The organism is Limnothrix sp. FACHB-881 (assembly GCF_014698135.1).
Classification (GTDB): domain Bacteria; phylum Cyanobacteriota; class Cyanobacteriia; order CACIAM-69d; family CACIAM-69d; genus CACIAM-69d.
The window spans coordinates 73379-93715 of the sequence record NZ_JACJSN010000017.1 but is presented as its reverse complement, the minus strand read 5'-3'; the positions used below and the strand labels follow the sequence as shown (position 1 = coordinate 93715).

The following is a 20337-nucleotide window of genomic DNA, read 5'->3' as shown; positions in this document are numbered from 1 at the left end:
CAACGATCGCCCCAGAAACACCACAGCCCTAATCCAACGGCGCGATCGCCCGTTTCACCAGGTTCTCAGCCGTCAGACCATTCAGACCCATCAGTTGACCAGCGGTAGCCGTCGTTTCGCCGCGCTTCCAGGCAAACACATCGCGCGGAGCCGTGCTGCGCAGGACGATCGCCCCTTGCCTCTGCCCAAGGAATTCAAAGAGCGCGTCGCCGCCGTCCGCGATCTGTTCCGCACCGAAGGAGGCGAATGGACAATCGATCGCGCCACCAGCCGATTCAGCGGCAAAAACACCAAAGCCAAAGCAAAGAACATCAGACAGGCGATCGAAGCCCTCGAAGGCGCGGGGCTGCTGCTGTCCTACGAAGATAACGGCAAACAACGCTGGTATGATGCCAGCCTCCAGGCGATCGCCTAGCGATTAGCGATCATCTTCAGCTCAAGATTTTTCGCGCGGCTCGATCGACCGTGCTAGGAGCGGGCCAGTAAATTGAACGGGCGATCGCTCTCTTGCAGGTTAGATTCCAAATCCGCAATTAGGCGAGGATCGTGCTGCTCCAGCAGTTGAGTGGCGGCACTGGCCTGAAGCGGCTGGGCCAGCCAATAGCCTTGGATGTAGGTGCAACCCAGGTTGGCCAGCCAGACCAGTTGTTCAGCGGTTTCCACCCCCTCAGCGATCGTGTCCATGCCCAACTGTTCCGCCAGAGTGATGATGGCGCGGACGATCGCTTGGGTGTTGTCGCGCCCGCCCAGTTGGGAAATGAAAGACTGATCGATTTTCAGCACATCCAACGGGAACCGATGCAGATAGCTGAGAGAAGAGTAGCCCGTGCCAAAGTCATCGAGACAAAGGACGATCTGGCGCGATCGCAGCTCATACATGGTGGCGGCTGCCAGATCGGAATTGTCGGCGATGGTGGTTTCCGTTAGCTCCAGCTTCAGGGTTCCGGGATTGATGTTGGTGCGATTCAAAACCTGATCAATTTGCTCCATCAGGTCAAGGCGGGAAAATTGCTTGGCGGAAAGGTTAACGGCAATTTGCAGATGCCCAAATTGTGGGAAAAGTTGTTGCCACTCCCGAAGCTGATAGCAGGCGCGATAGAGCGTCCACAGACCAAGGGTGACAATCAGGCCCGTTTCTTCGGCGATCGCAATGAACCGATCGGGGGAAATGGGCCCCAATTCCGGGTGATGCCAGCGCAACAGGGCCTCAAAACACTGAATTTCGCCCGTGCGGGCCTCGGCGATCGGTTGATAGCGCAAGCTGAAGGGCATGGGCACTTCCGGGTGACCGGCTCGATCAATGCCCATGTCCTCAATTTGAGCGATCGCCCGGCGCAGGTCATGTTCTAGGCGCAGGGTGGTGAGCACCTGTTGGTGAACGGCCCGATCGAACACCTCATGGCGCGATCGCATGGCCTTGGCCCGGCGCATGAAAATATCCGCATCCCGCAACAGCAGCTCCGCACAGTCATATTCCCGAGATCCCAGGGCAATGCCAATGCTGACGCTGGTGAAAATTTCTTGGCTGCCCAAGGTCACCGGCCGCGCCAAGGAGCGATGGATCGATTCGGCCACCTGTTCCGCCTGGGCCCGGGTGGTCACGTCTTGCAGCAAAATGGCAAATTCATCGCCATCCAACCGGGCGATCGAGTCGGTGGGCCGCAAGCAGCGCCGCAATCGGTGGGCGATCGCCACCAAGAGTTCATCCCCCGCTTGATGGCCCAGGCTGTCGTTAATCACCTTGAAGCGATCGATATCCACAAACAGGATCGCAAAGCCCCCCTGTTCCGTCACTTGCATCAGGCGGATGGTTTTGGCCAACTCTTCCATCAAAAAGGTGCGGTTGGGCAACCCGGTGAGCCGATCGTGCAGGGCGTTGTAGCGCAATTGCGATTCGGCCCGTTCCCGCTCCTGAATTTCCTGTTGCAGTTGTTGCACCGCCGCCCGCAGCTTCAGGGTGCGCTGTTCCACCAGGCTTTCAATTTGCATGTTGAAGCTGGCCAGCTTCACATCGCTTTGGTGGCGCAAGATGGTGCAGCCAATGCCCGCGGCCGCCAACCGCAGCAGGTTGCATTCCGCATCCGTCCAAAGCCGATCGGTTCGGCAGCGATCGAACCCCAAGAACCCCCAAAATTCCCCTTGCAAAATCATGGGCAACATCAAAACCCCATGAACCGTCTGCCCATGCCAAAAGCTGCGATAGGCATGGTTGGCGGGCAAATCTTGCAGCCGGAAATTCAACACCCGATCGGTGCTGAGGTATTCATACCAACTGGGGTCTAAATCTTTGTAGGCAATGTTTTGCAGCTCCAAATGCTCCATTTGCAGCGTCAGCCCGGCGCGAGTCCATTCCCAACGCTGGCTGGTGAGCAGCTCGCCCGTGACCGGGTGGGGATGGTTCCGAAACACATAGGCTCGATCGGCCTGGGTCATGCTGCCCAGCACCTGCAGGGTTTGGGTAATGGCACGATCGCCATCGGGCAACAACATCAAGCAGCGCATGGCTTCCCCCACCGCCATCGCCGTCGCATCCCGCTGCTCCAAGTCCTGTTCCGCCAGGCGCAAGGCCTTGGCTAAGGTAGGTTCCAACCGTTCGTCTAGCCCCTCAATCAACAGCAGGGGTTCCCCATGATCCGGCAAAGTCAACCGCGAACAAAGACAGGGCAGCGACACCAACTCCCCTTGGCGATAAAACGTCCAATGTTCTGTCCAGGTCTGCCGCTTGCTCAGAGCTTGCTGAATTCGCTCTAGGCGCATCCGCACTTGCTCGTGGCGGCCATGCTGGGCATGTTTCACCCAAGCCCGCAGGCTCGATCGGCTCCAGAGTTCGCTCCCCGATCGATTGGCCCAATGGAGCCGCATGGCGAACAGATCAATCACCCAAATGGGCGAAGTCAGTTGATCCAGTAGTTGCAGGGGTGGCGGAGTCAAGATTGAACTAGTGCGAAGGGGATTAAACGCTTCCGTCATGGATCCGCAAAGATAGTGAGCTAGGAGACGTAGACCAACCTAGAGACCCTGATCACCTTCAAGACCGGTAGCGGGGCGATTGAGTCTAATCCCTATCCCCACACCAAACAGCAGGCTATCCGCCCTTTGTGGGTGGGCCGCAGATCCAGATTCCACAGCCAACTTTGGGTCAGGGGGTTCAGACCTGTCCAAATCCTAGCCAACCGATTCGACAAAATACGGAAAAGTACGGAGATAGCCCAAGAAATCTTGGGAAAACTGCCGAAATCAACAGCGATCAACCGCAGGGGCGCGTCCGAAACTTCACGGAGCGAGGCATTCCGATGAGATCCCAAGGAAATAGATACACTTTCAGCAAGGGTAGATGGGCAACCGTAGAACCGGTTCGCTTTGCTGGCAACGGCTTCAGCCTTGGCGCGTTGCTGTCTTATCTTTAGCCGATCGATCTGCCATTTGTCGATTGCTTTTGAGGATGAACGGGGGTTCCCCTCTATCCTGTCAAGGGAGCCTCTGTCGCTGTGTGATCGGCTGCCAAATTTCTTGTGATCTTTTTGAGCATAGGGATTGATCTGAGGTGGGTCAATGCCTGAGCAGAAGCCAAAACTATCTCCTGGGTCGGTTAAGGCGATCAATCTCCGCATTAGTCCCGATCGATGCTAATTCGGTATTGATGGGGTGCGCTGGATTTGGCGAAAATTTTCAGGATTGCGGTGGCAGAATTCGTCTGAATTGAGGGGAACTATCCTGAGATCACGCTGAAGTCTTGGAGAAACCGGATTGCGATCGCGCCAGGTTCAGTCCAGAAAATCAGCCACCAGCCGTTAGCCCCCAAAAGCGAGCAGCCAGTCAAGCCCAACGCTTAACTCAAAACCCAGCCCAATCTTCAATCTCAAATTGATCTCCAAATAAAGCCCCAAATTCAACTCAGCAATCAACCTGGTGATTAACCCAGCCATCACACTGGTCAACTAACCTCACGCCTAACTCTCATTTCCAAAAATGTCTAATTGGGCGATGGGCGGCTCTGAGGCGCTGTTTAGCTCATTAGCAGTTTTTGAGTGAGTCCGAGGCCCAGTTTGGGCGGTTTTGCGCAGGCCTACGGCGATTTTCGAGTGTTTTTCAATTTGGGCCATGATTTCGCGGGCCCGGGCGATCGTGCTGGGGGGCAACCCAGCCAGGCGGGCCGCTTCGATGCCGTAGGAGCGATCGGCTCCGCCCGGTTGCACCTGATGCAAAAACACAATGCGATCGGGCAATTCTTTGACGGCCACTTGGTAGTTGGCCACGTTGTCTAACAGGGTGGCCAGTTCGTTTAGCTCGTGATAGTGAGTGGCAAAGATCGATCGCGCGCGCAGTTCGCTGGCCAAATATTCCGCCACCGACCAGGCGATCGCCAGGCCATCAAAGGTGGCCGTTCCGCGCCCAATTTCATCAAGCAAGACCAGGGATCGATCGGTGGCGTGGTTGAGAATATTGGCCGTTTCGTTCATTTCCACCATGAAGGTCGATTGCCCGGTGGCCAAGTCATCCACCGCCCCCACCCGGGTAAAGATTCGATCGCAGATTCCCAAATGGGCCGCCTGGGCTGGCACGTAGGATCCCACCTGGGCCATGAGCTGAATGAGGCCCACTTGCCGCAAATAGCAACTCTTGCCGCTGGCGTTGGGCCCCGTGAGCACCACTAAATCGGGCAAATGGGGCCCGTCGGGTAAATCGGCCTGAGGCTGATTGGCCGATGACCCAGGCGAGGGCGCAAGGGATGGATCAAAAGTGGCATGGCCAGCCGAGTCAAGGGCTGGATTAAGGTCTGAACTAAGGGGTGGATTTTTTGAGCGATCGGACGGTTGATCAAAATCGCGATCGCCCTGATCAGGTCGGGTATTAATTGATACATCAATTGACACATCCATGGATGCACCCAAGGAAGCAGCCACCAGCGAACCGGACTGGCTCCCCGTCCGATCGCCCGATCGTTCATACCCCAACTGGGTCGAGTTGGGCACAAAGAACCCTTCCGGTAAGGATTGTTCAACCACCGGGTGGCGACCCTGCTGAATCTCGATCGTGCGGCCCTGATCAATCACGGGTCGGCAATAGCCCCGGGCGATCGCCAGCTCGGCAAAGTTGGTCAACACATCGATCGCCGCCACTGCCAGGGCCACCTTGCGAATTTGATTCGCCAACTCCCCCGTAGCCGATCGCAACTCACAGAAAATCTCGTATTCCAATCGGTTCAGATCTTCACGGGCCGACAAAATTCGCGCTTCCCGTTCCTTCAACTCCGGGGTGATGTAGCGCTCTTCGTTCACGAGGGTTTGCTTGCGGATATAGTCCTCGGGCACGAGATCCGCCTTGGCCCGGGACACGCCAATGAAGTAGCCAAAGGTTTTGTTGTAGCCCACTTTCAGGGTGTTGATGCCGGTGCGTTGTCGCTCGATCACCTCCAAGTTGGCCAGCCAGTCCCGATCGCCCGCCGATTGTTGGCGCATGGTGTCCAAGGCATGGTTCACACCATCCCGAACAAGGCCGCCTTCGGTGACGGACAGGGGCGGCTCATCAACCAAGTGACTGCGTAGGCGATCGCCCAGTTGCTCCAGGGCCGGCGGCACTTGTTGCAACACGCGGAAGTAGGGCGATCGGCCTCCGCTCACCACTTGGGCCAACTGCGGCAACCGACCTAAGGAATCCGCCAAAGCCACCAAATCCCGGGCGTTGGCCGTGCCCGCCCCGGCCCGCCCCGCCAATCGCTCTAGGTCATACATTTCCCGCAGCAGCCGTTGCAGATCCTGGCGCAAGTCGGGCTGGTCAATCAGTTCCCCGATCGCCCCTTGGCGGGCCCGAATTCCGTCCAAATCCAGCAGGGGTTGCAGCAACCAACGACGCAGGGCCCGACCGCCCATGGCCGTTACGGTGCGATCGAGCGCCCACAGTAGCGATCCGGTCAGGGTTCCATCGCGCACGGTTTGGACAATTTCCAAATTCCGGCGGGTTTGGTAATCCAGAATTAAATAGTCTGTAATTTCGTAGGTTTTGAGCAGTTGCAGCGGAATTTCGCGGGTTTGGTCTTCGGAGCTGGGATGGGTTTCCGTGAGATAGGTCAACAGCCCGCCCGCCGCCCGGGCCGCCAAGGGCCGGCGATCGCAGCCCACCCCTTCGAGCGATCGCAGCCGGAAGCGATCGAGTAATCGTTGCCTTGCTTCCGCCAGCCCAAACCGCGATTGGGGCCGCAGGGCATAGCAAAACTGGCCGGGTAACCAATCGGGAAAGTCCCGCCCCTTCAGGTGCGATCGACTCTCGCCCGGCCGCAACAGCCCCACCAGATCCAGCGCATTCACCGGCACTAACACTTCCGACGGACTCAGGCGCAACAGCTCTTGCACCAAGGGTTCTGGGTCTTCCCCTTGGGTGGCCCAAAATTCCCCGGTGGAAATGTCCGCATAGGCCAAGCCCCAATGGCGACGCTCCAGCACGATCGCCGCCAAAAAGTTATTTTTGCGGGCCGCCAACATGCCCTCTTCGAGCACCGTCCCCGGCGTGAGAATTCGGGTCACCTCCCGCCGCACCAACCCCTGAGCTTCGGCGGCATCCTGGGTTTGGTCACAGAGGGCCACCGCATAGCCCTTTTCCACCAGTTGCGCCGCATAGCGCTCGATCGCGTGGTGCGGCACACCGGCCATGGGTACGCGCCCAATATCTTTGCCGCCCTCCTTGGAAGTCAGCACCAACTCCAGCACTTCCGCAATCGTGCAAGCATCCTGGAAAAAAGTCTCGAAAAAGTCGCCCACTCGATAGAGCAACAGGGCTTGGGGATGTTGTTCTTTGACCGAGACATAGTGCTGCATCATCGGCGTGAGCTGATCGCGGTTCAGCAGCCGATAGTCAGCGTTAGGAATCTCACGCGGCGTGGCAGAGGCACTCATATGGCCAAAGGAGTCTTTCGGAGTCTTTCATAGTATCGGGCAACGGTTGGTCGTGGGGGCTTCCGCCCGCCCAGCGCAACCGTTGAAACCGACCCTGCAAACCGGTCGATCGCCTGAGCTAGCATGGCCAGGGCAAGCTTGGCTCCGTTGAACCAGCCCTTGGACTCAGCCCCCGGGATGAGGCAACGATCCAAAGTAGCCTTCAAAAGTAGGCATTCACAGGAACGGCTCCAAGTCACGGTTCAAACAACAGCCAGCCCCTAACCATCAGCATCAGCAAGCAGGAGGACACCACCATGGGCCGAGCGATCGAGCGAAGTTGTGTGGCAACAGCGATCGGGGTTGTGGTCTTGGGCGGTGCGCCCGCTTGGGCCCTGTCGGCCAGCCAGCGATCGGGCGATGTGGGCCCCAGTGTGGTGCGCTTGCAACGACAACTGAAAACCCTGGGTAATTACGGCGGCCCCCTCAATGGCCAGTTTGATAACGCCACGGCCGCTGCCCTAGAAGCCTTCCAGCGATCGCGGGGTCTCTATACCAAGGGGGCGGTGGATATTGTGACGAAGCGATCGCTCCTGGAAGCCACGGGGGCTGATTTAACCTTGGTGGCGAATTTGCAACCGGGCGATCGGGGCCCCAGCACCAGGGAATTGCAACGGCTCCTGAATCGGTTGGGCTTTTTGGCCGCCGAACCCACTGGCAATTTCGACAGCCCCACTCGCCAAGCCCTGGAACGGTTTCAGCAATCCCTGAACCTCTCAACCACCGGTCATGTGGACTTGGCCACCATGCAGGCCCTGCGCGATCGAGCCGGAACCGACAGCGGCCAAGGCACGCCAACCCAGCCCAATCGCCCGATTTCCAGCCAACCGGCCACAGCCAGCAATGGACTGGGGCCCGGCCAACGGAGCGCCGCCGTTCGGCAACTGCAAACCCGCTTGCGCCAGTTGGGCTTTTTCACAACCACGCCCACGGGGTTCTATGGGCCCATCACCAGCCGGGCGGTGCGAGCTTTCCAACAGGCGGCGGGGTTGACCGCCACGGGCCGGGCCACACCGGAAACCCTGCGGGCGATCGAAACCCGTCTGGCGGCCCAACCGGCGAATGCCCGATCGACCAATGCCCGATCGACCAATGGGCAACCCGCCGATCGCCAAGCAGTCAGCCAGCGATCGACCCAGCCAACACCAGCCCAACCGGCCACCCCGGTCAACCCGCCCGATCGCCCGTCCATGCGGCCCCTGAATCCCGATTACCAGGCCTTGAAACCCGGGGACAGCGGCGATCGGGTCAAGGCCCTGCAAGATCAGTTGCGAGCCTTGGGATTCCTCAAAGCCCGCAGCACCGGATTCTATGGCGACATCACCCAAGCGGCTGTCACCGCCTTCCAGCAATCGCGCCAACTCCCCGCCACGGGCCAAGCCAGCCCCGCCACCCTCAGGGCCCTGTTTGGGGCCTCCAGCGGCAGCCAAGCCAGCCCTGGCCCCAACTCGGCAACGCCAGCCCGCGCCGTCCCTGCCTTCCAATCGCCTCGGCCCGCCGCCGCCCCGCGAGCCATTCCCAACACCAGCCCCCTGGCCCAGCGATCGCCCAGTGCCCGCAGTGATGATCGATGGCTGATGCCGGGCGATCGAGGGGTGCGCGTCACGGCCCTGCAACAGCGCCTGGCTGCCCTTGGTCTCTTGGGGTTCGATCGGGTAAACGGAGTCTATGACAACCTCACCGCCCAGGCCGTCATCAACTTCCAGCGATCGCGACGACTCAGCCCCACCGGCATTGCTGACCTAACCACCCAACGGGCCATGGGCCTGCTTTGAGGTGGCGCTCCCACGCGATCGGCTCATCCCCTCTCCACCTTCCTATGCAACTCCCTGACCCCCGGCCTCGCCCCCGGCCCCTCTGGCTGGAATGGACCATTGTTAGCAGCCTCGTGGCCGGAACCGTTGGCTTTGGGCAACATCACCTGGCCTCTTGGCCCCAGTTCCCTTGGCTGCCCTGGTTGGGGCCCTTGCTGGGTGCGCCCTTTGTGGGGCTGGCCCAAGGCTTCGTGCTGCGATCGCACCTGCGCCGGGGCAAAGCTTGGGCCAAGGCCAGCGCGATCGGCCTTTGGGTGGGTTTATCGGCCGGTGGTCTGATGGTCTGGTTGGGGCAGCGGTTGCCCTCAGGCAATTTCTCAATTCTGCTAGCGGCCTTCCCGATCGCCGCCGCCATCCAAGGAGCCTTCCAAGCCCCCGTCCTGCGATCGCGCGTGCAACACCCCAACCGCTGGATTTTGATCTGTGCCCTGGCCTGGTTCGTGAACCTTTTCCCCATGTTGGTTTTTGGGGCCATGAGCCTGGACTGGCTCGATGGCGCAATTATCCCCGCGAGCTACACCCTGCTGAATGGCCTCCTGAGCGGGGCGATCGTGGGGCTAATTCGGGGCGTTGGCCTCAGCCTACTGCTCTATCCCCCAGCCCCCCGGCAGCCGGCCCAATCGTCCGGATCTTGACGGGGCGATCGCCCGCAGCCAGCCGCTCAAAGCAACACATCCCAGAACAGTCCCCAGGAACAGCCCCAGAATCCTCTTGAATACTTTTTGAATACTTTCTAGAAAGTTCCTAGAAAAATTTTTCTGAAACCCTTGACAAATCAAAAAACTCTTGGCATTCTACTAAAGCGTCAAACGCAAGCGGGTGTAGCTCAGTGGTAGAGCGTCACCTTGCCAAGGTGAATGTCGCGCGTTCGAATCGCGTCACCCGCTCTTTAAAAACAAAAAGCGACTGATTGGAGAAATCTGATTGGTCGCTTTTGTTTTGCGCACTTTCTTGGTGCATTGGTTCGATCCCGATCGCGATCGTCGGCAAAAACACAACCCCCGCCCCCTTCAGTTGCCAGCTCGGGCCAGGTATTCCACGGCAGACACAAACAGCGCGATCGCCTCAGGAGCGCTCCACGATGCCCCAAGATCATATCCAGCGCTGGATCGTAGTTTTTTGGCTTCAGCTCCAATCACCAAATCACTGATTAGAGTTCAGATACAAAATTAGCGATATCCGTATAGAAATTGAGAAATTAGGCTAAAAAAGATACCCAAAAAGGAAGTTAATTGAAGTTTCTATGAAGAGCAGTTCAAGTGTCTTGAATGGCCCAAACAGATCGAATATCGTTAGCTATATACCCAGAAGAGATGTGTTTTCGACAAAAGCTCCTGATGTCGAACTAGCAATTCAAGTTAGTCATTGCATCTTCACTTAGATAAAGCACTGGGTTTGAATTGCGCCAGTCAATTCCACCGCACCTACCAAGCCCTTCACTCCTCCTACTCTATCCTTGCCGGTCAATGACAATGGAACGACAAACTACCAATCTAGTTAGCTTTTGGGGTCGTGCAGTTGGCTCCGCTGCGGTTGCAGTCGTCGCTTCAGCACTGTCTGCCGCCAGCGCTCACGCTGTTACTTTTAACTTTACAAATATCACTGGTAATAGCCCAGCCAATGCCCTCTCAGGTGAGAGCCAACTGCGCCTTGATGTGACTGATAGCGGCAGCAATAAAGTGCTGTTCAAGTTCAGCAACAAGGGCCCGGCGGCATCCTCAATCACTCAGATTTATTTTGATGATGTGGATAGCTCGCGCTTCCTGAAGACCTCGGGTGTCGGCATCAACGACTCCGGTGCTGGTGTTAATTTTGACTCGTTGGACAGTGGCGGCAACTTGCCCGGCGGCAACACGGTCAAATTTGATGAAGATTTCAACTTCAAAGCCAAGTCGCCTGTGCAGCCCAGCGGCGTAAACCCGGGTGAGTGGGTTGAGTTTCTGTTTAGCCTCAATACGGGCAAAACCTTCAATAGCCTGATTGACGCGATCACGGCCGGTGCATTTGACATTGGTTTCCACGTTCAAGGATTTGCCAACGGCGGCAGTGAGTCCTTCGTGATTGCCACCCCGACTCCCGCTCCGACCCCGACTCCCACTCCCACTCCGACCCCAACCCCGACTCCCACTCCTGAGCCTACGCCGGAACCCACTCCGACTCCGACCCCGACTCCTGAGCCTACGCCGGAACCGACTCCGACTCCCACTCCGACTCCTGAGCCTACGCCGGAACCGACTCCCACTCCTGAGCCGACCCCCGAGCCGACTCCTGAGCCTACGCCGGAACCGACCCCGACTCCCGAGCCGACCCCAGAACCGACTCCCACTCCTGAGCCTACGCCGGAACCCACTCCGACCCCGACTCCCACTCCTGAGCCGACTCCTGAGCCGACCCCGGAACCCACTCCCACTCCCGAGCCTACGCCGGAACCGACTCCGACCCCGACTCCTACTCCTGAGCCGACCCCGGAACCCACTCCGAAGTCTGTGCCGGAACCTGTGAGCGTGATGGGCTTGGTGGCTTTGGGTGCTGCGCTGCGCACCATGAAGCGCCGCCGCAACTAGACCCGATCGCCTAGATGGGTGAAACCCAGTTCTGAAACCTGTTCTGTCTAGCTAATGTTGCAGCCCCTGAGATCCTGAGCGGATTTCGGGGGCTTGTTTGTAGGCGAGGTTATTCAGTGGGAAACAGGCCGATCGGGATTCGCTACCCTGAAACTAGCCAGCCTTGAGCGAGGGCGCGGGAGTTGGTTTGAGTTCACATTCAGCGATCGGGAACGATCGGGAGGATTGCGATGTTGTTGCCCCAAGCGATTCGAGATTACGTCAAAGCCCAGTTCCCGATCGAACAGCAAGAAACCGTGCTGGGAATTTTGGTGAACTATCCCCAAGACCCGGCCGCCACAGCCCACACGGAGCAAGTGTTAATGGCGGCGCTGACCCTGGCGGGTGGCAACCTGGGACAGTTGAAGGCCTATGTGGAAGTGGCGATCGAGGATGAGGCGGAGTTGCTGGGTTGGGCGGCGGCGGAAGGGATGCACCCCTAATCGGTTTTTTTGAGGGGACGCAAGTAGCCCTCGATCGCGAAGTCTTGGCCCACTGATCGCCAGGTGACCCGCTCCAGGGCGATCGCGTCGCCCATTTGCGTCAGCCCCAAATCGCCCACCGGGGACGGAGCTGCCACGCCGCCGACAATTTTGGGCGCGATAAACGCCAGGATTTTTTGCACCGATCCATCGGCGATCGCCTGGGCCGACAGGGCCCCGCCACATTCCCACAACACCGATAGAAATTGCCGCTGATTCAACACCTCGATCGCCCGGGCCGGCGACAGGTCGGGCACTTCCTGCACCTCAACACCCCGATCGCGCAACCAAGCTTGCATTTCCGGATTTGCCCCCGGCAAAGTCAACACCAAAGTTGGCGCTTCCGACGGCTCCCACAGGTGCAAAATTCGACCATCCGCCGTGGTTTGGGGCAACTCTAGCCGCCGGGTCATCACCACCCGCAGCGGATCGTGACTTTCCAGGCCGTGGCTGGTGAGCTTGGGGTTATCGCGCCGCACCGTGTTGCCCCCCACAATTACCGCATCGCAACCGGCCCGCAGGTGATGCACCTCCGCCCGGGCCCGCTCATCGGTCACCCAAGCGCTGTGGCCGTGGGTGGTGGCGATTTTGCCATCCAGGGTCATGGCATATTTCAAAATGCCCAGGGGCCGACCCTGCTGAATTCGATAAAAAAACGGCTCATTCAGCCGATCGCACGCGGCCCGTTCCACCCCCACCAGGGTTTCAATGCCCGCCGCATTCAAGGTGGCAATCCCTTGGCCCGCCACCTGGGGGTTCGGATCCATCGTTCCAATCACCACTTTGGCCACGCCCGCTGCCACCAGCGCCTTGGAACAGGGCGGCGTGCGGCCATAGTGATTGCAGGGTTCAAGGCTGACATACACGGTGGCTCCCCGCGCCCGATCGCCCGCGGCCCGCAAGGCAAACACCTCCGCATGGGGCTGGCCCGCGCCGGGATGGAACCCTTCTCCCACCACTTCCGTACCCTGCACAATCACGCTACCCACCATTGGGTTTGGGGCCGTGCGCCCCAGGGCCTGACGCGCCAACGCTAAACAACGGCGCATCATTGCCCGATCGAACTCGGTGGCAGCGGGGGCATCGACGGCGACAAACTCAGACATAGGACGAGACAGGAGCAAGGGCGATCGCGATCGAATCCGTGATTCTTTCAACCAAATGGTATAGGCAGAGGCCCATCCACCCCCCAAAATGGCCCGATTCTGTTCTGAAGTGCCTTACCCGTCCACTGGCCGATCGGGATCGATGCCGAGGGCGCGTAACTGTTCCGCCAGGCGATCGGCCCGTTGGCGCTCCTGTTCTGCCCGTTGGCGCTCCTCCTCGGCCCGTTGGCGCTCCTGTTCTGCCTGCTGGATGGCGGCTTCGGCGCGCGATCGCTCGTTCACCAGTTGCTCGCCCAATTCCGCATAGGTCAAAAAGGGCTGACCGTTGGGCTGAAACAGATTCAGGCCAGTTTCGGTGAATTCAAAGCGGATACCCAAGCGCGGACTCACCCAATTTTCCATGGACTCGATCGGGGTCAGCCAGGGTGTTGGTGCTTCCCCGCGCAAAAATCCGCTGAGTTCATGGCGATCGGGGTCATAGATGTAATATTCCTCGACTCCGTGGCGATCGTAAAACGTCTGTTTTTTCAGCATTTCTGCTAATCGATTGCCGGGCGACAAAATCTCAAAAACCACCTGGGGGGCGATGTTTCCTTCGCGCCATTGCCGATAGGAACCCCGATCGCCCTTGGCCACCCCAAACACCACCATCACATCGGGTGCTTGGCGGGTTTTGTTGTCGCCTTCCACGGGATACCACAGCAAGTCGCCTGCCACAAACACCTGATCATTCTGGGCAAAGATCCAATCCAGATTGCCTTGAATGACTGTAATCCAGCGGAATTGTTGGGTGTTGTCTGCCATCGGTTGGCCGTCGCTGTCGGGATAAATCACCGCTGGAGGAGTTTGCGGATCCAGATGAGCAATCATGGGGTGGGCCTCGCGGGTGTTGCGGTTGCGGTTTGGGCCATGGCTCCCATTATGCCCATGCGGTTTGGGTGGAGCCTCAGGAAATTCGCGGCTGATGCACCGATTCGGCGGGCATTTGTTGCACGATTTCCATAGTTTTGATGCTAACGGTGCAGACGCGCTGAATCAAATCGATCGCCCGTTCTTTGTAGTCGGCAAAGCGATAAGTATTAAACAGTTCGCGAATGGTGGGGTCTTTGGGGGTCTTTTCTTTGTGTTGATCCAAGACCCATTCGATCGCGCTGCGGTTGCCAAGTTTGTAGTCCCAAGCGATCGGGGGAATGTTGCTGAGGGTAGTGAGCCGATCGATTTGAATGGTTCCCTTGGTTTTGTCGGCTTTCAGTTTGGGTGGGTTGGCTTTTTCGTCGGGGGGCAGGTCGGTGCGATCGAGCGGGTAGGGTTCGATCGTTTCGTAATTAATATGCCAATCCATCAGGTCGCGGCCCCAATTTGCCCATTGCCAAAAGTCTGCGTAGAGGGGCAGTCGGGGAAAGTCGCGTTTGAGGTTGATTTCGTATTTTTGCCGATAGGCGGGATGGTGCAAAACGGCGTAGGTGTAATGAAAAATATCGAGCCGTTGAATCTGTGAATCCTGATAGTTTTCGCGGAATTGTTGCAGCGCCCAATCGGTGATGTTTTCGCTGCGATTGCCGTCGCGATCGTATGTATAGAGAGGTAGACACTGAGCCGCAGTTCCTACCAAGTGCAGGTCAGGTACAGCATCAGTTGATGTGACCATAAAAGGAGATTGGGTTCCAGCATCGGTTGCGCTAATAATTCTATTTTCAGAGTTCACACTTGGATATAAGCTGAATACTTGATAAACCATTCCATTAAAATGTTTATCAAAGTAAAAATATTTTTTAGAAAAGGAACGCCAAGCCCCAATACGAATACAATCTTTTGTGAATTCTTTGGCGATTCCAGAAGACAAATATTTTTCGGTTTCGCGATCCCATTTCATATCGAGAGAATCGCGGCGCTTACCAGTTTTTAGGCGCTCTTGATAGGCGGCGATCATATACTTTACTTTCTGCTCAAGGCTTTCGCGAGAGAAGTCATAAACCCACTCATCTCGCTGGGTTGCAACGCCGCGTGAAAACAGACGAAAGATGGATTGATCGCCCCGGCCCGCCTTCACTTCCTTATCAACCAGCGGCAACAACTGATCAAAATCGTTATCCGTCTGATTAATCCAGTTTTGTTTTGCATCGGGCCTAATCCGCACCATCTCGGACTTGGCCAACAACTCCAGCGAGCTTTCAGCCAAAAACCGCAGCTTTTCCTTAGCCGTCGCCATTTCCGGCTGATCGATATAGAAAATTCGGCAATTGCGTTTTTCTCCTGATTCAACTGGCAGCTTCACACAAAAGGTGATCGCCACGCCCGCTTGAATTCCAAACACATTGTGCGTCGTACCCGAAAGCTTCGGATTTTCGCGCACATCACCCCCTAAATCCAGCAAGTAAATATAGTCAAATTCCTCAAAAAAGCACTTCCGAACGCCATCAAAAGCCCGAGAGTTAATGAATGATCGATTCGTAATAAACGAAATGATTCCCTGACCACGCAACCGATCAGCCGCCCAGCGATAAAACCGCACATACATATCGTAAACAGCGATTTGATTTTGGGCTGTTCCTTTTTTGATATAGCTTTCCTTAACTCGCTTATCAATTTCCTTGTAAGGACGATTTGGATTGCGGAGATTAAAATTCTCTTGCCAAGCGTTATAGGGCGGATTGCCAATAATCACCGTCAAATCTTCCGCATTTTGCCGCCGAATCCGTTCCGTATTTTCCACCGAAATCGAAAACAGATCCTTTTGCTCCTCCTTCAGCCCCGCATGATCCAACGTATCCAAAAAGCAAATATTGTTGAACTCCTCATAGCTCCCCATCTTCTGCTGATAGCAATATTCAATATTCAAATTCGCAATGTAGTACGGCAAAATTGCCACCTCATTGCAAAACAAATCCTCTCGATATTTTTGCTTCAGCTTTTTCTCCGGCCAAAGATCAATCAACTCCGTGATAAACGTCCCCGTCCCCGTCGCCGGATCAAGAATCTTCACGCCCGGATCAGATAACAGCCGATCAAAATGTTTATCCAGCAGGTAATTTGTCCCCTGGATCATGAACTTCACAATTTCCGACGGCGTGTAGACAATCCCCAGGCGATCGGCCGCCTTCGGGTTATAGGCCTTGTAGAAATTTTCGTAAACCGACTTCAGAAACTCTTGCTTCTCGTGATGATCCGCGATCGCCGCCGACTGCTGCCGAATCACCCCGTAATAGTGGTCGATCGACTTCAGCACATTTCGCCGCAACCCACCCGTAAAAAACGTATCCACCACCGATTGCACTTGCCGCGCAATATTGTTATCCCGGTGAAATTGCGCGTCATTAAACACATTCAGGAAAATATCCTCAGACAAAATATGCTGAATCAAAATTTCCTGCACATCAAACAGCGTAATTTGCGGATTAATCGACGTTTTGCAGGTTTCCCAAAACCGATCGCGCAACTCCAAAAACCGCTGATTGCTGGTTTCTTCCTGGGCGATCGTTTCCCGCAACACCTCCACAATTTGCGGCAAATCCTCCCGAAACTTCTCGATCGCCTGCCGGAATCCCTTCACCTCCGGCCGCTCATAATCTAAAAACTGATTGAGGCAACGATCCAACGCCGCCGCATCCGCCAATTCAATCCGAAACGCTTCCTCACCGCTTTGAATCAGAACCGCCGTTTCGGTGTTTTCAAATAAAATATTGTCGTCGGGATAGCCCTTTTCAAATTTGGCTGCAATTTCCCGATCTAAATCATCTTTGGTGTCTTTGGCTTCCCAGTAGCCCAAATCGAAGCGCAGGGCATTTTTCACCACCCCATCAAACTTGATGATGTTGCCTCGGGCCGTGCGAGTCGAAATTTCCTCCACCAATCGATAGTTGCGGGGCCGACAATAGCCATCTAACAAATTGGCAAAGGATTTTCGCAAATTGCTTTCGTTGAATTGCCCGCCATATTGCTTGCAATCGGCTAAATCTGCATAGTAGCGATCGATCAGCAAGCGCGACATATCCCAATCTCCCAGCCAAAATGCGGACATCCCACCCGCAAAGATCCTATTTTTTTGTATCACATTTCAGGAAGCCGTAGCGATTTTGCGGATCGGATTTTTCCGCATCGATCGCTCCATTCAACAAGGACCGATCGGGTAGGGGCGTACCGCTGTACGCCCTCCAACCGGGTCGATCGATTGCCATGAATTGACAATTCGAGATTTCGCGTATCGGAGGGCGCATGGCGATGCGCCCCTACGGGAATTGATCGATTTTTTCCGCATCGATCGCTCCATTCAACAAGGCCCGATCGGGTAGGGGCGTACCGCTGTACGCCCTCCAACCGGGTCGATCGGTTGAGTGGTCAGAATTTTCGGTATATGGGAGAAAAATCAACCATTTCATCACAATTTAGCCTTACTTCCATCCAACCGACGGGATGATCGATTCAGTTGATCATTGACATTTAAGGATTCATATTTTCTCAGCAGTTTGATGCGATCTTAAGGATCACGCAAACTAATCACTCAGAACAAAAGTAAGTGCAATGACTGTAGTAGCCGTGTTGGGCATGGGGTTAATGGGTCGGGCCGCGGCCGGGCGGCTGGCAGCAACGGGGCAGGAGGTGCTGGCTTGGAACCGATCGCCCGAGGCCCTGGAACCGTTGCGAGGGATCGATCGCCTGAACACCACGACGGACTTGGCAGCGGCGATCGCCCCGGCCGATCGGGTGGTGTTGTGGCTGGCGGATGGGGCCGCGATTCGATCGGTGCTGCTGGATCGGGCGATCAGGGCGCTGTTGGCGGACAAAACCGTGGTGCATATGGGGACGATCGCCCCCGAGGAAAGCCGGGCGATCGGCGCGGAGTTGACCGCTTTGGGCTGTGACTATTACGAAGCGCCCGTCCTGGGCAGCATTCCCGAACTGAGCGCGGGCAAGTTGCTGTTGATGGTGGGGGCCACGCCACAGCAGTTTGAGTGCGATCGGGCTTGGTTACAAACCTTTGGCCCTGAGCCGCTGTTGGTGGGGCCCGTGGGGTCAGCGGCGGCCCTGAAACTGGCCATGAATCAGTTGATTGGGTCGCTCACCACGGCGTTTGCGGCCAGTTTGGCTCTGGTGCAGCGGGAAGGGATTGCCGTGGAGACTTTTTTGCAGATTTTGCGACCCAGCGCCCTCTACGCGCCGACCTTTGACAAGAAATTGCAACGGATGCTCGATCGGGACTTCGATCGCCCCAATTTCCCCACGAAGCATCTGCTGAAGGATCTGGACTTGTTCAGCCAGGCGGCGGGGGCCCAAGGAATCGAGACGGCTCCGGTGCAGGCAGTGCGGGCGGTGGTGGAACGGGCGATCGCTCTGGGGTTGGGCAACACGGACTATTCGGCGCTGTTTGCGGCGATTGCTCCGGTGACGGAACCGGAACCTTAGGCCGATTGGGCAGCGGCGTGAATGGGCGATCGTTGGGGCGATCGTTTTTAAAATGAGCTTTGGGCTACGGCGGCCGTTGCCAACGGTCATGGTGACCGCTGTTTAGCCCTTGAAGCTTTCATCGATTCATCGTTGAATAGTTATTCTAAATTCATTACCCCCGATCGCCCGCCCGATCGACCCGCCTGCTCCCATCCCCTAGACCCCAAGTTGCTGCCATGTCCTCTGTTCTGTTGAATCCTGTCGATCGCACCACCGGGCCCCGCGCCTGTCGGGTCTACATCGTCGGTGCGGGCGTGGCGGGTTTGTTGACCGCTTGGGCCATTCGCCAAACGGGCCAAAAGGAACTGCCCTTGGTAATGGTCGATCGCGCCGCCACACCGGGGGCGGGCCTGACGGCGGGCAATGGACGCAGCTTGACGGCCACCGAAGGGCTGGTGGCCGGTGGTCTCACGGCCGCGCAATTGGCCCAGGCCTTTGAAACACCTGTGGATCATGGGGGCTATGCCTATCCGGGGTTTGTGGCTCAGGGGGCCGATCGAGCCGCGATCGGGGCATTTTTGGAGCGGGCGCGGGCCCAGGAAGCCACGGCGGCCGATCGGGAGCGGGCCATGCTGCAATTGGGGTTCCGCAATTTGCACCTCTGGCGCGAGCTGGCGGCCCAGGATCCCGCTTTGGCGGCCCGCACCGGTTTGCAATTGGGGGCGAAACTGCGGGTTTATCAGGGTTCTCAAGCCGCCACTAAGGCCAGCCAAGAGGTGGCGCGGCTGCACCGGGCCGCAGGCGATCGCTCCGTGGCAGCTCTGGTGTCGGTGGCGGAGGCCTTGGCCCTGAATCCCGGTTTGGCTCCTTTTTTGGGAGCGGCGGCCTTTGCGGGCCAAATCACCCGCCAACCGGGGGGCGCGATCCATGCGGGCCGATTGGTGGCGGAATTGACCGATCGGTTGAATCAAATGGGGCGAATTCAGTGGCAACTGAACACGGAAATTGCCGGAATCGATCGGGATGCCAGCGGTCAAATCCAGCAATTGCGGGCCCACCAAGGGGGCAAGGCGATCACCCTCGGTCGCGCTACCGATCGGTTCATCTTTGCCACGGGGTTTGATCCACTGCTGGAACAAAGCGGCGCGGTCAGCCAACCGCTCTTCCCGATCGCGGGCACATCGATCACCTTCGCCATTCCCCGATCGGCGATCGCCCAGGGTCTGACCTTTCCCCGCCGGGCCTGGAAACAGGACGGCAGCGCCGGACCGTTGGTGATCAGCCCCACCCTAATTCCGGCGACGGCCTTTCTCGATTGGTTGGATCAGCAGCGGGCGCTCGATCGCCTGGCATTGGATATGAGCGGGGATGCTACTGATTGGATCGATCGCACCTGGGCCGCGGCCTGGGGCGATCGGCTCATTCCCCTGGATGTTTTGGATCCGCGTCGGCTCGATCGATTCCAGCCGGAAGCCCTGGGAGCCAACGCCGGAAATTGGGAAATTCGGATCGGCGGCTGCAAGTTCTATCCCGGGGTCGATCAGCCCCTCGATTTACAACACCCCGGCGCACGGTGGGCCCTGCGATCGCAACTGAGGGCGGCGGCGCAGTTCTTTCCGGAGCTGTGGGCGCTCCATGGCTCCCCCAATTTGGAGTCCGAATCTCCAGATTGGGCATCGTTGGCGGCTCTGCAACCCTGGGTGGGGGCGCGGCCAGTCCATGCGGATGGCCAATCAACGGTGGCTCCCTGTGGCCCCAATGGGTTTGTGATTACGGGAACCGGGTCTTGGGGTTTGGCCAGCGGCCCCGGCAATGGGCAACGGGCGGCCGGCTGGCTGGCGGATTTACCCGCCGCGATCGACTCCTAAAGATCCAGGAAATCAAGATCCAGAAAATCAAGAAATCAGCGCTCAGAAATCAGCGCCCAAACCAGCGGCCCAAAGTTCATGAGCCGCCCAAAACCAAAAGGCGATGGCCATTGAGACCACCGCCTTTTTGGGCTTAAAAGTTCAGGTTGAAAA

Annotated in this window: 13 protein-coding genes, 1 tRNA gene and 1 pseudogene; 8 read left to right on the top strand and 7 right to left on the bottom strand. The window is 57.4% G+C overall.

Annotated features, from left to right (window positions below):
* Positions 1 to 28 precede the first annotated feature (28 nt).
* Positions 29 to 211, bottom strand: a pseudogene (locus H6G52_RS19160) (hypothetical protein); the annotation flags it as partial.
* On the opposite strand from H6G52_RS19160, the gene H6G52_RS14880 reads away from it, so the two are divergent.
* Positions 176 to 415, top strand: a complete 240-nt coding sequence (locus tag H6G52_RS14880) for a hypothetical protein (protein WP_190529375.1) — start codon at positions 176 to 178, stop codon at positions 413 to 415. The pseudogene H6G52_RS19160 and the gene H6G52_RS14880 sit on opposite strands and share 36 nt — an antisense overlap.
* Before the next feature lie 53 nt (positions 416 to 468).
* Here the strand turns inward: H6G52_RS14880 and H6G52_RS14875 are convergent, their stop codons facing one another.
* The 3 genes from H6G52_RS14875 to mutS all read right to left on the bottom strand — a co-directional run bounded on the left by H6G52_RS14875 (position 469) and on the right by mutS (position 6890).
* Complete coding sequence (locus tag H6G52_RS14875; RefSeq protein WP_190529342.1) at positions 469 to 2970, bottom strand: bifunctional diguanylate cyclase/phosphodiesterase; 2502 nt, start codon at positions 2968 to 2970, stop codon at positions 469 to 471.
* Positions 2971 to 3062: 92 nt separating this feature from the next.
* Positions 3063 to 3611, bottom strand: a complete 549-nt coding sequence (locus H6G52_RS14870; protein ID WP_190529340.1) for a hypothetical protein — start codon at positions 3609 to 3611, stop codon at positions 3063 to 3065.
* A gap of 339 nt (positions 3612 to 3950) precedes the next feature.
* Entirely contained in the window at positions 3951 to 6890 is a 2940-nt protein-coding gene (mutS, locus tag H6G52_RS14865; protein ID WP_190529338.1) for a DNA mismatch repair protein MutS, read from the bottom strand.
* Between the two features lie 296 nt (positions 6891 to 7186).
* Here mutS and H6G52_RS14860 point away from each other — a divergent pair, with 296 nt between their 5' ends.
* The 5 genes from H6G52_RS14860 (at position 7187) to H6G52_RS14840 (ending at position 11789) form a co-directional block, all read left to right on the top strand.
* Positions 7187 to 8704 (top strand): peptidoglycan-binding protein, encoded by a 1518-nt coding sequence (locus H6G52_RS14860; protein WP_190529336.1) that lies wholly within the window; start codon positions 7187 to 7189, stop codon positions 8702 to 8704.
* A 44-nt stretch (positions 8705 to 8748) separates the two neighbouring features.
* Complete coding sequence (locus tag H6G52_RS14855; protein WP_190529334.1) at positions 8749 to 9378, top strand: hypothetical protein; 630 nt, start codon at positions 8749 to 8751, stop codon at positions 9376 to 9378.
* Between the two features lie 180 nt (positions 9379 to 9558).
* Positions 9559 to 9630: transfer RNA gene (locus H6G52_RS14850), tRNA-Gly, on the top strand.
* A gap of 768 nt (positions 9631 to 10398) precedes the next feature.
* On the top strand, positions 10399 to 11307 hold the full coding sequence (locus H6G52_RS14845) for a PEP-CTERM sorting domain-containing protein (RefSeq protein WP_190529332.1): 909 nt from the start codon (positions 10399 to 10401) through the stop codon (positions 11305 to 11307).
* Positions 11308 to 11537: 230 nt separating this feature from the next.
* Positions 11538 to 11789 carry a hypothetical protein gene (locus H6G52_RS14840; protein WP_190529330.1) on the top strand — a complete coding sequence of 84 codons (252 nt, stop codon included), beginning with the start codon at positions 11538 to 11540 and terminating at the stop codon, positions 11787 to 11789.
* Here the strand turns inward: H6G52_RS14840 and ribD are convergent.
* The 3 genes from ribD to H6G52_RS14825 all read right to left on the bottom strand — a co-directional run bounded on the left by ribD (position 11786) and on the right by H6G52_RS14825 (position 16952).
* Entirely contained in the window at positions 11786 to 12934 is a 1149-nt protein-coding gene (gene ribD / locus H6G52_RS14835; RefSeq protein ID WP_190529328.1) for a bifunctional diaminohydroxyphosphoribosylaminopyrimidine deaminase/5-amino-6-(5-phosphoribosylamino)uracil reductase RibD, read from the bottom strand. The genes H6G52_RS14840 and ribD overlap by 4 nt on opposite strands.
* A gap of 114 nt (positions 12935 to 13048) precedes the next feature.
* Positions 13049 to 13804, bottom strand: a complete 756-nt coding sequence (locus H6G52_RS14830; protein WP_190529326.1) for a Uma2 family endonuclease — start codon at positions 13802 to 13804, stop codon at positions 13049 to 13051.
* A 76-nt stretch (positions 13805 to 13880) separates the two neighbouring features.
* On the bottom strand, positions 13881 to 16952 hold the full coding sequence (locus tag H6G52_RS14825) for a type ISP restriction/modification enzyme (RefSeq protein ID WP_242026413.1): 3072 nt from the start codon (positions 16950 to 16952) through the stop codon (positions 13881 to 13883).
* Between the two features lie 500 nt (positions 16953 to 17452).
* Here H6G52_RS14825 and H6G52_RS14820 point away from each other — a divergent pair, with 500 nt between their 5' ends.
* Together H6G52_RS14820 and H6G52_RS14815 are read left to right on the top strand one after the other, a co-directional pair.
* A complete protein-coding gene (locus H6G52_RS14820) occupies positions 17453 to 18334 on the top strand; it encodes an NAD(P)-dependent oxidoreductase (RefSeq protein WP_190529324.1) in 882 nt (293 codons plus the stop codon).
* A gap of 218 nt (positions 18335 to 18552) precedes the next feature.
* Positions 18553 to 20184, top strand: coding sequence for an FAD-dependent oxidoreductase (locus H6G52_RS14815; RefSeq protein ID WP_190529322.1), 1632 nt, complete (start codon positions 18553 to 18555; stop codon positions 20182 to 20184).
* Positions 20185 to 20337: the final 153 nt, after the last annotated feature.